13 protein-coding genes are annotated in these 13,380 nt (G+C 64.3%); 4 read left to right on the top strand and 9 right to left on the bottom strand.

The genetic code is table 11. From position 1 onward, the window contains the following. Positions 1–9: 9 nt before the first annotated feature. From nirD to NKI21_RS18520, 3 genes are all read left to right on the top strand, one after another. Positions 10–339 (top strand): nitrite reductase small subunit NirD, encoded by a 330-nt coding sequence (nirD, locus tag NKI21_RS18530; protein ID WP_023809415.1) that lies wholly within the window; start codon positions 10–12, stop codon positions 337–339. A gap of 4 nt (positions 340–343) precedes the next feature. After that, entirely contained in the window at positions 344–3,220 is a 2,877-nt protein-coding gene (locus tag NKI21_RS18525) for a nitrate reductase (RefSeq protein WP_352866665.1), read from the top strand. A gap of 99 nt (positions 3,221–3,319) precedes the next feature. Continuing rightward, positions 3,320–3,586 carry a BrnA antitoxin family protein gene (locus NKI21_RS18520; protein ID WP_023809413.1) on the top strand — a complete coding sequence of 89 codons (267 nt, stop codon included), beginning with the start codon at positions 3,320–3,322 and terminating at the stop codon, positions 3,584–3,586. A gap of 17 nt (positions 3,587–3,603) precedes the next feature. Here NKI21_RS18520 and NKI21_RS18515 read toward each other — a convergent pair whose 3' ends face one another. The 9 genes from NKI21_RS18515 to NKI21_RS18475 form a co-directional block, all read right to left on the bottom strand. Next, entirely contained in the window at positions 3,604–3,960 is a 357-nt protein-coding gene (locus NKI21_RS18515) for a cupin domain-containing protein (RefSeq protein ID WP_352866662.1), read from the bottom strand. Between the two features lie 9 nt (positions 3,961–3,969). Further along, complete coding sequence (locus NKI21_RS18510) at positions 3,970–5,352, bottom strand: NAD(P)/FAD-dependent oxidoreductase (RefSeq protein WP_352441993.1); 1,383 nt, start codon at positions 5,350–5,352, stop codon at positions 3,970–3,972. A gap of 29 nt (positions 5,353–5,381) precedes the next feature. Beyond that, positions 5,382–6,491, bottom strand: coding sequence for an ABC transporter ATP-binding protein (locus NKI21_RS18505; protein WP_023809410.1), 1,110 nt, complete (start codon positions 6,489–6,491; stop codon positions 5,382–5,384). A gap of 1 nt (position 6,492) precedes the next feature. After that, complete coding sequence (locus NKI21_RS18500) at positions 6,493–7,281, bottom strand: ABC transporter permease (protein WP_023809409.1); 789 nt, start codon at positions 7,279–7,281, stop codon at positions 6,493–6,495. Beyond that, positions 7,278–8,186, bottom strand: coding sequence for an ABC transporter permease (locus NKI21_RS18495; protein ID WP_352441994.1), 909 nt, complete (start codon positions 8,184–8,186; stop codon positions 7,278–7,280). Before NKI21_RS18495 ends, NKI21_RS18500 begins: the two co-directional genes overlap by 4 nt. Before the next feature lie 24 nt (positions 8,187–8,210). Beyond that, positions 8,211–9,290 carry an extracellular solute-binding protein gene (locus NKI21_RS18490; protein ID WP_023809407.1) on the bottom strand — a complete coding sequence of 360 codons (1,080 nt, stop codon included), beginning with the start codon at positions 9,288–9,290 and terminating at the stop codon, positions 8,211–8,213. Between the two features lie 3 nt (positions 9,291–9,293). Beyond that, on the bottom strand, positions 9,294–9,986 hold the full coding sequence (locus tag NKI21_RS18485; RefSeq protein WP_352732807.1) for a helix-turn-helix domain-containing protein: 693 nt from the start codon (positions 9,984–9,986) through the stop codon (positions 9,294–9,296). A gap of 135 nt (positions 9,987–10,121) precedes the next feature. Further along, positions 10,122–11,216, bottom strand: coding sequence for an ROK family transcriptional regulator (locus NKI21_RS18480; RefSeq protein ID WP_352441996.1), 1,095 nt, complete (start codon positions 11,214–11,216; stop codon positions 10,122–10,124). A gap of 57 nt (positions 11,217–11,273) precedes the next feature. Then, positions 11,274–11,924 (bottom strand): SGNH/GDSL hydrolase family protein, encoded by a 651-nt coding sequence (locus NKI21_RS18475; protein ID WP_023809404.1) that lies wholly within the window; start codon positions 11,922–11,924, stop codon positions 11,274–11,276. Between the two features lie 342 nt (positions 11,925–12,266). Between NKI21_RS18475 and NKI21_RS18470 the strand changes: the two genes are divergently transcribed. Continuing rightward, positions 12,267–13,346: a substrate-binding domain-containing protein gene (locus tag NKI21_RS18470; RefSeq protein WP_023809403.1), complete on the top strand. Its 1,080-nt coding sequence runs from the start codon at positions 12,267–12,269 to the stop codon at positions 13,344–13,346. Positions 13,347–13,380: the final 34 nt, after the last annotated feature.

The following is a 13,380-nucleotide window of genomic DNA, read 5'->3' as shown; positions in this document are numbered from 1 at the left end:
GAAATCTAGATGAACTGGGTAGCAATCGGCTCCATCTCCGACATCCCTCGCCGCGGCGCGCGCTGCGTCGCAACGCCCGAGGGAAAAATCGCCGTATTCCGCACCCTGGACGATCAGGTCTATGCCATCGACGACCATTGCCCGCACAGAGGCGGACCGCTCAGCCAGGGCATCGTGCACGGTGCGGCGGTGACCTGTCCCTTGCACAATTGGGTGATTTCGTTGGAGACGGGCAAGGCGCTCGGCGCCGACGAGGGCGCGGTGCGCACCATTCCGGTGCGGGTCGAAGGCGAGCGTCTGTTCATTGCGCTGGAAGCGCTGGCCAGCCGCGCGGCCTGAACCCATGGAGATCGACGAAGCGCGCGAGGTGAGGACCACCTGCCCCTATTGCGGGGTGGGCTGCGGCGTGCTGGCGAAGGCCACCGCGGACGGGCAGGTGTCCGTCCGCGGCGACCCCGACCACCCGGCCAATTTCGGCCGGCTCTGCTCCAAGGGCTCGGCACTCGCCGAGACCATCGACCTCGACGGCAGGCTGCTGCATCCGGAGGTCCACGGCCGCCGCGCCGGCTGGGACGAGGCGCTCGACCTTGTCGCCTCGACCTTCTCGCAAACCATCGCCGAGCATGGCCCGGATGCGGTCGCCTTCTATGTTTCGGGCCAGTTGCTGACCGAGGACTATTACGTCGCCAACAAGCTGATGAAGGGTTTTGTCGGCTCGGCCAACATCGACACCAATTCGCGCCTGTGCATGGCCTCCTCGGTCGCCGGCCACCGCCGCGCTTTCGGCTCCGACACCGTGCCGGGAACCTATGAGGATCTGGAATTGGCCGACCTGATCGTGCTGGTCGGCTCCAATCTCGCCTGGTGCCATCCGGTGCTCTACCAGCGCATCGCGGCTGCCCGGGAAAAGCGGCCGGAGATGAAGATCGTCCTGGTCGATCCGCGGCGCACCATGACCGCTGACATCGCCGACATGCATCTGGCGATCGCGCCGGATGGCGACGTCGCTTTGTTCACCGGGCTGCTCGCTTATCTCGGCCAGCACAATGCGCTCGACCGCGCCTACATCACGACGCACACGACCGGCTTCGGGCAAGCGCTTTTCGCGGCCTCCGCGCTCGACCTGGCCGGCGTCGCTGCCGGCACGGGCCTGAGCGAGGACGAGCTTGGCCGTTTCTACAGCCTGTTTGCGGCAACGGCGAAAACGGTGACGGTTTACAGCCAGGGTGTGAACCAGTCGTCATCCGGCACCGACAAGGTCAACGCCATCATCAACTGCCATCTCGCCACCGGCCGCATCGGCAAACCCGGAGCAGGGCCGTTTTCGGTGACCGGCCAGCCCAACGCCATGGGCGGCCGCGAGGTCGGCGGCATGGCCAACATGCTCGCCGCGCATATGGAAATCGAAAACCCCGACCATCGCGACCGCGTGCAGCGCTTCTGGAACGCGCCGGCCATTGCCGGAAAGCCCGGCCTGAAGGCAGTCGAGATGTTCCAGGCGCTGGCCGACGGGCGGATCAAGGCGCTGTGGATCATGGCCACCAACCCGGTCGATTCGATGCCGGACGCCGATGCCGTCGAGGCGGCGATCAAGGCGTGCCCGTTCGTGGTGGTGTCGGACGTGCTGGCCCAGACCGACACCGTCCGCCACGCCCATGTCCGGCTGCCCGCCGCCGCCTGGGGCGAGAAGGATGGCACCGTCACCAATTCAGAGCGCCGTGTGTCGCGCCAGCGCGCGTTTTTGCCCGTGCCCGGCGAGGCAAGGCCCGACTGGCGGATTGTCGCTGAGGTCGGCAAGCGGATGGGGTTTGGCGAGGCGTTTTCCTATGCGACGCCAGGGGAGGTGTTTGCCGAGCATGCCGCGCTGTCAGGATTCGAGAATGATGGCGCGCGGGATTTCGATATTGGTGCTTATGCCGGGGTTGATGCGGAGGAGTATGAGGCGCTGGAGCCGTTCCAATGGCCGGCGCCGAGCCCAGCCACCCCCCTCTGGCCTGCCGGCCATCTCCCCCGCAAGGGGGGAGATCGGCTGCCACCACGGCCTTCGCCAATTCCAAACAATGCAGGAGATATGCGAGCATCAAAGCTGCCAATCTCCCTCCTTGCGGGGGAGATGTCCGGCAGGACAGAGGGGGGTGCTCAAGCTCGACATCAGTCGGACGAGCATCTTCGGGCCGGGCAGAGGCTGGAAGGTAACACCACCCGCTTCTTCGCCGACGGCAATTTCTACACGCCCGACCGCAAAGCGCGCTTCATCGCCATCCGCCCCACCACGGAAGTCCGCACCAGCCCGGACTATCCGCTGATCCTCAATACCGGCCGTATCCGCGACCATTGGCACACCATGACGCGAACCGGCAAAAGCCCGCGTTTGTCGCAGCACATCGCCGAGCCCTTCGTAGAAATCCACCCGGCGGATGCGCAGCGCTTCGGCATCGGCGACGCCGACATCGCGCGGGTTTCCAGCCCGCGCGGCGACGTGCTGGTGCGCGCGCTGGTGACGGCGCGCCAGCGCCAGGGCAGCCTGTTTGCGCCGATGCACTGGACCGATCAGTTTGCGGCAAGGGGCCGGCTCGACACGCTGACCGCGCCGCTGACCGATCCCATTTCCGGCCAGCCGGCGCTGAAACATGTCGCCGCCCGCATCGAGAAATTCGCCGCAAAGGCCTTTGGCTTTGCGGTGACGCGGCGCAGGCCTGAGCCTGATACCGCGGCCTACTGGGCCGTGGCCAAATGCAAGGGCGGCTGGCGGGTCGAGCTTGCCTTTGCCGAAGACGACATCGATTGGGCTGGCTTTGCCGGGTCACTGTTCGGCGTGTCACCGGGTGCGGAAATGCTCGCCTATCATGACCGCGACGCCGGCCAGCATCGCATCGCCGCCTTCGACGGCGATCAACTGTCAGCCGCCTTGTTCGTCGCACCCGGCCCGGTCGCCGTGTCGCGCGGCTGGGCGGCGGAACAGTTGAGTGCCGATCATGTCGACCGGCGCGGCAGGTTGGCGATCGTAGCCGGACGACCGGGCGGGATCGACGTCGACCGCGGCGCCATCGTCTGCTCCTGTTTCGGCGTCGGCGCCAACCAGATCGCGGAAGCGGTGCGCGGCGGCTGCGGCAGCGTTGCGGCGATCGGCACGGCCCTGCATGCCGGCACGAATTGCGGCTCCTGCCGCGCCGAGATCAGGGTCATCATCGACGCGCAGAGTCTTCAAGCAGCCGAGTGATTGTCCCGACCAAAGGGGCCTGCGCGACGGCGCTGGTTGGGCTATGGTGGCGCAAGCGTGCCACGTCGTGCACGAATCGTCTTCAGTCAGGGTCATCCGATGGCAAATCCCCCGCGTCGACCGACAAATCCGATGACGGCCGCCGAGGCGGCTTTCAAGCCGGTGAAGAAGCCGGCCGCGCCGGTTCGTGAGCCCTCCGCCGCTCCAGGCGTCAGGGAGCTTGTTTCGATCCGGATCGATCGCGCCGTGCTGGACCACTTCCAGGAGGATGGGCCGGGCTGGCAGGACCGCATCAACGACGCCTTGCGGCAGGCGATAGAAGGCAAGCCTGTTGTTGCCGAGGATGATCGTTCAGACGACGAGTAGCGGCTGTTCCAGTCAGCTCACGCCTCGAAGTGCAGGATATAGAGCTTGCGCGTCTTCTCGTGGATCGTCCATTCGCCTTTCCAGCCTTTCGGCAGCACCAGCATTTCGCCCGGACCGACGTCATCGCTGCGGCCATCGGGACCATGCAGCGAGACCCGACCTGACACGATGTGGCAGGTTTCGGAATTGCTCTCGCGCGATGCGGTGAAGCGGCCCGGCGTGCACTCCCAGACGCCGACTTCCAGTGTGCCGTCAGGCGAGGTCCACAGCGTCTTCGCTGCTTCGAGCTGATCGCCGCTGATCGAGGTCGGCTTGGGCTCAGGCTCGCCGAGGTCGATGGAAGCGAGATGGGCGAAGGTCTGGAAGTCGGTCATGGCGGTCTCTCAATGTCCTGTGATGCGGTCGGCGATTGCGGCCAGTTTCGACGTATGCTGGAGGCCGGCTTCCTCGCGCTCGTCGGCGACGCGATAGAGCTGATACATCGAGTGGACGCCGAGCCAGCGCATCGGCTCGGGCTCCCATTTGCTCACCTGGCGGTTGACCCAGGGCAGGCGGGTCAGTTCGGTGTCGCGGCGCAGGATAAGGTCGCGCAGCGTGCGGCCCGAAAGGTTGGAACTTGAGACGCCGAGCCCGACATAGCCGCCGGCCCAGCCGATGCCGGTTTCAGGGTCGAGGCCTGATGTCGTGCACCAGTCGCGCGGCACGCCCAGAACGCCGCACCAGGCGTGGTCGATGCGAAGCCCGGCTGTCTGCGGCAGAAGCCGGGTGAGGATCGCGTGCAGGCTTTCGATCGTGGCCTGCTGCGTCTGGCCGCGCACATCCGTTTGCGAGCCGTAACGATAGGGCACGCCGCGCCCGCCCATGGTGATGCGGCCTTCCCGGGTGCGCTGCGCATAGCAATAGGCGTGCGCGGCGTCACCGAGAAGCTCATGGCCCTCCCAGCCGATCTCGTCCCATAGCGATTGAGGCAGCGGCTCGGTGATGATCTGCGCGCTGTTGAGCGGCAGCCAGAGCCGCTCATTGCCTGATATGCCGGCCGTGAACCCTTCCGTGGCGCGGATGATGATCGGCGCGCGCACGGTGCCGCGGTTCGTCGTGACCTTGCCCTTCTCGATGCCGGTCACGGTGGTCTGCTCGTAGATCGGCACGCCAAGCCGCTCGACGGCTTCGGAGAGCCCACGCACCAGCTTGGCCGGCTGCACGCGCGCGGTGCCGTGGTGGACATAGCCGCCAAGCACATTTTTGATGTTGATGCGGGCCTTGGCCTCTGCCTGGCCAATCAGGCTGACGCGGTCCTGCGGCACGCTCCAGCCGATCGCATCGGCATAGGCGGCCTTGATCCGTTCGAGCTGCGGCGGGTTGGTGGCGACCGTCAGATTGTCGACGCGGCGGATGTCGGCATCGATGCCTTCGGCCTCGGTCACCGCGATCACTTCGTCGACCGTGCCATGCATGGCGGTTTCCATGTCGATGACGGCGCCGCGCGTCGAGGTCCGCAGATATTTCTCGCGCGACCAGCTGAAGCCGCCGGACAGCCAGCCGCCATTGCGGCCCGACGCGCCGAAGCCGGCGAACTCCCTTTCGACGATGGCGATGCGGATCGAAGGATCGGCCTTCTTCAGATAGTAAGCTGTCCACAAGCCGGTGTAGCCGGCGCCGACGATGCAGACATCGGCTTCGAGGTCACCCGGGAGCGGCGCGCGATAGGCCGGCAGCCCCATGTCGGCATACCAGAACGAGACGTTGCCGTTGACTTTGGCGTCCATGTCTAAAAATCCTGCGGGGAAAAGAGCGATCAGGTCATCGTCATGTCGGCGCGATCGTCGTCGGCAAGAAGTTTTGCATCGACTACCGACCAGCGCAGATCGACCGTGTCACCAATCGAGAACGGTGTGGCTTCCAGCGACGAGCGCACGATGGCGACCGAGCCATCGCGAAGCGTCACCTGGTATTTCGAACCCGACCCCAGATAGATCGCCTCGCTGACCTCACCGGTGAGGCTGTTCTGCCCGGCGGCGGGAGGCGTGTTGGTGCCGGCAAGCGAGAGCTTTTCCGGCCGCAGCAGGACCACCGGTTTGCCTCCGCCGGCAAGCTTGCCGTTGGCCACGATCTTCTGGCCGGCGATCGTCAGGCTGGTCTCGTTTCCTGACGTCTGGGCGGTGCCACGCAAACTGGTCGATTCGCCGATGAACTTGGCCACGAACAAGGTCGTCGGCTCGTCATAGAGCTGGCGGCCGGTTCCGACCTGTTCGATGCGCCCCTGGTTGAACACGGCGATGCGGTCGGACAGAACCAGCGCTTCTTCCTGGTCGTGCGTCACATAGACGAAGGTGGTGCCGAGTTCGCGGTGGATGCGCTTGATCTCCAGCTGCAGCCATTCGCGCAGTTTCTTGTCGAGCGCGCCGAGCGGTTCGTCCATCAACAGCAGCGGCGGATCGAAGACGATGGCGCGCGCCAGCGCCACGCGCTGCTGCTGGCCGCCGGAAAGCTCTGAGGGATAGCGATGCGCGAAATCGGCCATCTTGACCATGTCCAGCGCTCGCACGACGAGACGGTCGCGCGCCTGCTTGTCCATGCCGCGCAAGGTGAGGGGATAGGCGACGTTCTTGCCGACGGTCATGTGCGGAAACAGCGCGTAGTGCTGGAACACGACGCCGATGTTGCGCTTGTGCGCCGGCAGGGCGACGATGCTGTTGCCGCCGACGGCAAGATCGCCTGCGGTGAGGTCGGTGAAGCCCGCAACGACGTTGAGCGTGGTCGTCTTGCCCGAGCCGCTGGGCCCCAGCAGCGTCATGAACTCGCCGGGCTCGATATGCAGGCTGACATCGTCGAGCGCGGTGAAATTGCCGTAGCGCTTGGTTGCGCCCTTGATGTCGATGGCCGCGCCACGTTCCCTCGCAGTCATCTCAACTCCTCGTCGATTTCGAGCTGATGATCAGCCCGGCGCTGATGATCAGCGTCGTGGCAATGAAGATGATGGTTCCGACGGCCGTCACCGTCGGGTCGGCGTCGCGGGTGATGCTGGTGAAGATCTGCACCGGCAAGGTCTTGAGGTAGGGACTGGTGATGAACAGCGCGACGATGATTTCATCGAAGGAGGTGACGAAGGCAAACAAAAGCCCGGACAGGATACCGGGCGCGATCAGCGGCAAGGTCACGGTGCGGAATGTGGTGAAGCGGTTGGCGCCGAGGCTGGCCGCCGCCGTTTCCAGCCGCACGTCGAAGACTTCGAGGCTTGCCGATACGGCGATGATGACGAAGGGGATCGCCAGCATCGTGTGCGCGATGACGAAGCCGGTGGTGGTGCCGACAAGCTGGTAGTCGAGGTAAACGGCATAGATGCCGATCGCCAGCACCACGCCGGGCACGATCATCGGCGTGATCAGGATGGCGCGCAGCAGGCCGGCGCCGGAATGTTTCATGCGGCTGAGGCCAAGCGACGCCAGCGTGCCGATCAGCGTGGCGGCAACGGCGACGAGGCCCGCGACCCTGAGCGAATTGAAGAAGCTCGACAGCCAATCGGGATTGGTGAAGAAATTCGCGTACCACTGCCAGGAGAAGCCGGACGGCGGGAAAGCGAGCGACTTCTTCTCGTTGAACGACATCGGGATGATGACCAGCGTCGGCATCACCAGCCAGACGGCGACCAGCAGGCAGAACAGGCCGAGCAGAATGCGGAACGGCGTTTGTCTCATGATCTGGACGCCTGCTTGTGGCGCTGGCGCATCAGCGGTGCGGCGAGCGCCAGCAGCACGAAGGTCGCGACCAGCAGGACGACGCCCATGGCGCCGCCTCGGCCCCAGTTGAGCAGGCTGAGCACCTGGCTCTGCACCAGCGTCGACAGCATGGTGCTGCGCGGGCCGCCGAGCAGGGCCGGCGTGATGTAGAAGCCGAGCGACAGGATGAAGACGATGATGGCGCCGGCGAAGACGCCGGGCAGCGACAACGGCAGATAGATTTCCAGGAAGGCGCGTGCCGGGCGCGCACCAAGGCTGCGCGCCGCCTGCACGAGGCGCAAATCGATGCCGCGCATGACCGAATAGAGCGGCAGGATCATGAACGGCAGCAACACCTGCGCCATGCCGATGACGACTCCGGTCTGCGTGCGGATCAGCTTCACGCCGTCAAAGCCGAGCAGCCTGATCACCGAATTGATGATGCCGGAATCTTGCAGCAGGATGACCCAGGCCAAGGTGCGCACCACGCCGCTGACCCAGAACGGCACCAAAACGCACAAGATGAGGACCAGCCGCAGGCGCGGCCCGACCGCCGTCATGAGATAGGCATAGGGATAGGCGGCGATGACGCAGACGATGGTGACCCAGGCGGCGATGGAAAAGGTGCGCCACAGCACGGTGACGTTCACCGGGGTGGAAAAGAACCAGACGTAGTTCTGCAGGCCCCAGGCCGGATCCGAAAAACTGCGCAGCGTGACGGTCAGCAAGGGATAGCCCATAGCGGCGATGAGCAGAGCCAGGGCCGGCATCGCCAGCAGCGACGGATAGGCGGCAAGGCGCAGGCGCCGCTGCGGCCCCTGCACGGCACCTGACGGCCGGGAATGATCACCCCCGGCCGTCGGCGTATGCGATGTCTGGCTCACGCCGTCACCTCAGTGATAGCCGGCTCAGTTGCCGGCCATCAGCGCCGTCCACTTGTCGGACGCGGCGGCGAAGTTGGCGACCCAGAACTTGATGTTCTGCTGATAGCCGAGCTTGGCGTGGTCCGGCGTGTTGGTCAGGAAGGCGGCGACGGACGCGTCGACCTTTGGCTGTGCCTCGTTGTTGATCGGCGAGTAGGAGGTCTGCTCGGTCAGGATCTCCTGCGACTTCTTGCCGAGATAGGCGTTGATCAGCGCGTAGGAGGCATCGGTGTCCTTGGCGCCGACCGGGATGGTCAGCTGATCCATGACGACCAGCCAGTCCTTCCACACCGGCGTATAGGCAGCGCCATTCTTGACCGCCGTCATGGCGCGGCCGGTCCACATGATGATCATGTCGGCCTCGCCGGATTCGGCAAGCTGCTGGGATTCTGCGCCGGTCTTCCAGAAGATGGTGTCGGGACCGATCGCCTTTATCTTGGCGATGCCCTTGTCGATATCGGCAGGCGTCATGGCGTCGACCTTGCCGCCGTCGGCCAGGATGGCCTGTTCGATCAGGCCGCCGAGCGGGCTGCCACTGCCGTCGATGGCGCGGGTGCCGGGGAATTTCGCGGTGTCGAAGAAATCCTTCCAGTCCTTTGGCGGATTGTCCTTGTACGTGTCGTTCTTATACATCAGGACCATGCCGTAGTTCATCGCCGGCACGCTGCATTCGCCGACCTGTCCGGGCGGGATGTGCGAGATGTCGAGCTTGGTCAGATCGAGTTTCTGGAACAGTTTTCCGCAATGCACGAAGGGCGGAAAATCGTCCGTGTCGACGACATCCCAGGTCACATTGCCTGATTCGACCTGCGCCTGAAGCTTGGCGATTTCGGTCGGTCCGTCGTTCAAAAGCTTGACGCCGCTCTTGTCGACGAATTCCTTGAGTGCGGCGACCTGGCCGTCCTGGTAGATGCCGCCATAGGAGACGAAGGTCAGCGTCTTGCCCTTCAACGAGCCGTCGACGACGGTTCCGGCCGGCGGCGCGTTCTGCGCGTGAGCGGCGGCTGCGAGCAAGGCCAGTGCGGCGGCGCCGACAAATCCGGCCAATCTTGATCTGCTTCCCATTTTCTAACCCTCCGATGGCTCGCTGTTTGATTTTGGCAGGCCGGGCGCGAGCGTTTTCCGGGCTACATATTGATCGAGGTCGACAGCGCCGCTTGTCGGCGGTGCGATGATCCACAGCACTTCGGCCACCGTATCGCCGACATTGATCGTCCGGTGCGGCGTCGAGGTCGAATATTCGATGCTGTCGCCCTCTTCGAGGGTGAAGCTCTCGTCGCCGAGCGTCAGTTGCACGCGTCCGCGCAGCACGAGGAACATCTCGCTCGCGTTGCCATGGGTGTAGGGCACGTCGCCGGTGGAGCCGCCGACGGCGAACTCGCCGCAATAGACTTCCATCTCGCGGATCGGCCGGCGCGACAGCAGCGTCTTGCGGTAGCCCTCGCTGGTCGGCAGCGCCGGCCGCTCGGCGCGTGTCAGCACCGCGTGCGGCGAGACTTCGCATTCGTCGAAAAGATCGGCGAGGCTGATGCCGAGCGCGTTGGCTATCAGCATCAGCGTGCTGGTGTTGGCGCCAGAAAGGCCGCGCTCGAGCTGGCTCAGGAAGCTGGCGGTGGTGCCGATCATGTCGCCGAGCTGGCGCAGCGTCAGGCGCCGCGTGGTGCGATAGGCCTTGATGCGATCGCCCAATACCGTCGAGCGGCGCGCTTCGGCGCTGGTTGCGGCATTGTCATTGAGTGCGTGATCCGCAGCGATTTTCATGGTGATCTCAGGGTTCACTTAACATGCTATTAAGTGAGGCGTCCTGGCAAGTAGATTCGCTTGGTCACCTGAAAATCATCGATGGACCTGCGGAGGGTGCATGATCGGCAGACCGGCAACGCCGGTTCGGCTCGATCACTGGATCATGAAGCGCGAACTGAACGGCAGGCTTGCCGCGCCGACGGCCTTCGGGCTGATGCTGACCCGCGCGGGCAGCGCTTCGATGCCGGGGAATTCCCGGCTGATGTCGGCGCACAAGGTCTTGGCGATCTTCTGCGGCGCATAGCTGGACAGGACGACCGTCCTGAATTCGACAAACTGGGTCAGTGCGGAAATAGAGGCTTTCAGGCGGTTGGAGCATTCCCCCAGCCATTCGCTGTAGGCCTCGCCGAGGTCAGGCCACTCAGGGCTGCTGCTCCAGATGATTTCGGACGGGCGCCCGCGCATGGCCAGTTCGCTCTCCAGGCGCATCAGGCCATGATCGAAGCTGGCGCTGGAGTTTCCCTTGTAGATCTGGTGGTTGAGGATGAGCCTGCTCTGCAGCCGTGCTCCCAGATAGAAGAACAGATAGTCGTTGAGCGGCTTTGCGACGCCGAACATGCTCTCGCCGCCGGCTGCCGCGGTGATGTCGTTCTGCACGAAAACCGGCAGCTTGATCTGTTCCTCGATCTCGGCCTGCAAGGCCTTCAGCGAGGTGCTCGATCCGCTGCGGGTTGCAGCCATGGTGTCGACATCGTCGGGAACGGCCAGGCCGATGCCGGCAACCCGGCTGCGCACCTCGACCGGCAGGCTGGTCATGGCTTGCCTGATCGCGCCGAACAGCTCGCTACTTTGCGGAAAGGGATTGGCTTCATCCGCCGGCAACTGCGTGTGGAAGCGCACCGTGCCGATGAAGTCGATGAGCGCGATGTCGATCCTGCGCCGGCTGAAGCCGACGCCAACCGCATAGGCGCCCTCCGGGTTGAGCGAAAGCGGGATGGTGGGCGGCCCGACGCGGCCGCGCTGCGCCTCGCCTTGCGAGACCAGGCCTTCCTGCTCGAGCGAACGGACGATGACCGAGGCCGTCTGCGCCGACAGGCCGGTCTTTTCGCCGATTTCCATCCGCGAGATGCCTTCGTTCTGAAGCAGCAGCGACAGCACCAGCCGCTCATTGTAGCTGCGCACGCTCAACGCATTCAGCCCGCTCGCACGATCGGCGATGCGCAAGGGGTTGGGTGGTGCGAATCTCATGTCAGGCAAGGGTCGCCCCGTCGGTTGGAGCTCGTTGCCCGGTGGCTTTAGTGTTGCTCATGTCGAGCGGCTCCAGCCGATGGCATCGACCGCGCGGGCAAGTGCGGTGCCCAGCAATCTGTGCGCCTCGGCATCGATGTGAAAGCCGTCCGCTTCGCTGCACGACACCACCGAGCCGGCATCGAAAAAGTGGAGTTCGAGCGAGTCCGCCAGAACCTCGAACTCGAGCGCGAGCAGGCGCGATTTCTCCGGCGCACCGGCGAAGATGGACTTCCATTCCTTGACGTCGTCCTGCATCGGCGGCGGCGCCACGATCATGATCTCGGGCGTCGAGCCGCCTGGCCCAGGCGCCAGCTCCTTGATGTCATAGACGAGGCAGCCGATCCCCATCGCCACTTCCGACGGCGGCTTGTTGAAGCGGATCTTCAGGTCGTTGGTGCCGAGCATGATGATGACGAGGTCGAGCGTCGCATGGCTCTGCAGGCAGGGGCGAAGATAGGTTCTGCCGTTTTTGTGGGCGCCCTCGATCGGGTCGTCGTGGACGGTGGTGCGGCCGCTCAATCCTTCCTCGATGACATACCAGTCGGGGCCTAGCTGAGAACGCAATATTCCCGGCCAGCGTTCACCCGGCCCATAGCGCTCGAGCGGCCCCCTGCCGGGGATCTGGCCGTGCGTGTTGGAGTCGCCGTAGCACAAGACTGATCGCATGTTTTTCCCGCCGGGACTGACAGCGCGCCGAAGCCGGCGAGCGCCATTCATGATGGATAGCGGAGCGGTGAAAGGCAAGCAAGGGAATAGTCATTCAACATGACTAACTATTGACAGGGCGAATCCGCTGTGCTTCTAAAGTGCCGGAGGAGTTCTCAACCGTCACCATCGTCCAGCCCGGGTTGGGCCTCGACACGCATGTGTTCGGGGACGGGAGAATTGCGTGCATCGGTCGGTTTGCGACGACGAGCATGCATCGGGAGAGCGTCTCGCGGCAGTACACATTCGTACGGCCGGCCATACGAATTCGTAGGCCGGGGCAACCACAAGGAGGAGAGTTGAATGTTAGGATTGCTGAAAACCGTCGGCCTGGGGATGCTAGTTGCGTCCACGCTTGCCGTGACGTCCCTGGCGCATGCGGAAGACATCAAGCTGATGGACGGCGTCGCGCCGCGCCCCGACGACACGCGCATGACCGCGGCCGGTGCGTTTAAGAAGGACCCGCCCTGGGTCATCGGAATGAGCGACTTCGGCGTCAACGCAAACACGTGGACGGTACAGGTGGCGCATGAGGCGGAGAATGCCGCGGCCAAGGACAAGCGCATCTCGAAATTCATCCTGCTCGATGCCGGCTTCGACCAGAAGAAGCAGGTGGCTGATATCGAGGACCTGATTGCGCAGCATGTCGACGCGATCATCGTGCAGCCGGTGACCAGCACATCGGCGAATGCCAGCATCGCCAAGGCGGTCGCCGCCGGCATTCCCGTCATTCTCCACACCGGTCGCATCGATTCCGACGCCTACACCACCGAAATCCAGGGCGGCGCCGAGCATTTCGGCAAGGTGATGGGCGACTGGCTGGTCAAGACCGTCGGCGACAACGGCAAGATCTGGGTCCTGCGTGGCCTGGCCGGACATCCGGAAGACACCAACCGCTACAACGGACTCCTGGAGTCGCTCAAGGGCACGCATGTGCAGATCATCGCCGAGGAGCATGGTGACTGGCAGTACGACAAGGCCAAGAAGCTGTGCGAGACGCTTTATCTGAACAACCCACAGGTTGACGGCATCTGGTCGTCCGGCGCTGACATGACGCGCGCCTGCGTCGATGTCTTCAAGCAGTTCGGCACGCCCGTTCCGCCGATTTCGGGCGAGGGCAACAATGGCTATTTCGGCCAGTGGATCACGGACGGGTTCAAGTCGATCTCGCCGGAATACAGCCCCGCCCAAGGTGCGGCCGGCGTGCGCGCCGCTGTTGCCCTTCTGGAAGGCAAGCAGCTCTACAAACGCTATGTCTATAATCCCGACGGATGGGACCAGGACAAGGCCAAAAAATACTATCGCGACGACCTGACCGCCAATGTCTGGTGGCCGAGCGAACTGCCCGAGGACAAGCTCAAGGAATATTACGGCAAGAAGTGACGGCGCCGTGGCTGGCGGGGAGTGGACAAGCATT

The organism is Mesorhizobium sp. M0715, from assembly GCF_040320355.1.
Taxonomy (GTDB): domain Bacteria; phylum Pseudomonadota; class Alphaproteobacteria; order Rhizobiales; family Rhizobiaceae; genus Mesorhizobium.
This window is presented reverse-complemented; position numbering and strand designations above follow the sequence as displayed.

Bases quoted from the DNA above. Each gene is read 5' to 3' on its own strand.
- NKI21_RS18475 (WP_023809404.1), bottom strand. From the start codon at position 11,924: ATGCGATCAGTCTTGTGCTACGGCGACTCCAACACGCACGGCCAGATC.
- nirD (WP_023809415.1), top strand. From the start codon at position 10: ATGAACTGGGTAGCAATCGGCTCCATCTCCGACATCCCTCGCCGCGGC.
- NKI21_RS18500 (WP_023809409.1), bottom strand. From the start codon at position 7,281: ATGAGACAAACGCCGTTCCGCATTCTGCTCGGCCTGTTCTGCCTGCTG.
- NKI21_RS18505 (WP_023809410.1), bottom strand. From the start codon at position 6,491: ATGACTGCGAGGGAACGTGGCGCGGCCATCGACATCAAGGGCGCAACC.
- NKI21_RS18480 (WP_352441996.1), bottom strand. From the start codon at position 11,216: ATGAGATTCGCACCACCCAACCCCTTGCGCATCGCCGATCGTGCGAGC.
- NKI21_RS18490 (WP_023809407.1), bottom strand. From the start codon at position 9,290: ATGGGAAGCAGATCAAGATTGGCCGGATTTGTCGGCGCCGCCGCACTG.
- NKI21_RS18515 (WP_352866662.1), bottom strand. From the start codon at position 3,960: ATGACCGACTTCCAGACCTTCGCCCATCTCGCTTCCATCGACCTCGGC.
- NKI21_RS18510 (WP_352441993.1), bottom strand. From the start codon at position 5,352: ATGGACGCCAAAGTCAACGGCAACGTCTCGTTCTGGTATGCCGACATG.
- NKI21_RS18470 (WP_023809403.1), top strand. From the start codon at position 12,267: ATGTTAGGATTGCTGAAAACCGTCGGCCTGGGGATGCTAGTTGCGTCC.
- NKI21_RS18520 (WP_023809413.1), top strand. From the start codon at position 3,320: ATGGCAAATCCCCCGCGTCGACCGACAAATCCGATGACGGCCGCCGAG.
- NKI21_RS18525 (WP_352866665.1), top strand. From the start codon at position 344: ATGGAGATCGACGAAGCGCGCGAGGTGAGGACCACCTGCCCCTATTGC.
- NKI21_RS18485 (WP_352732807.1), bottom strand. From the start codon at position 9,986: ATGAAAATCGCTGCGGATCACGCACTCAATGACAATGCCGCAACCAGC.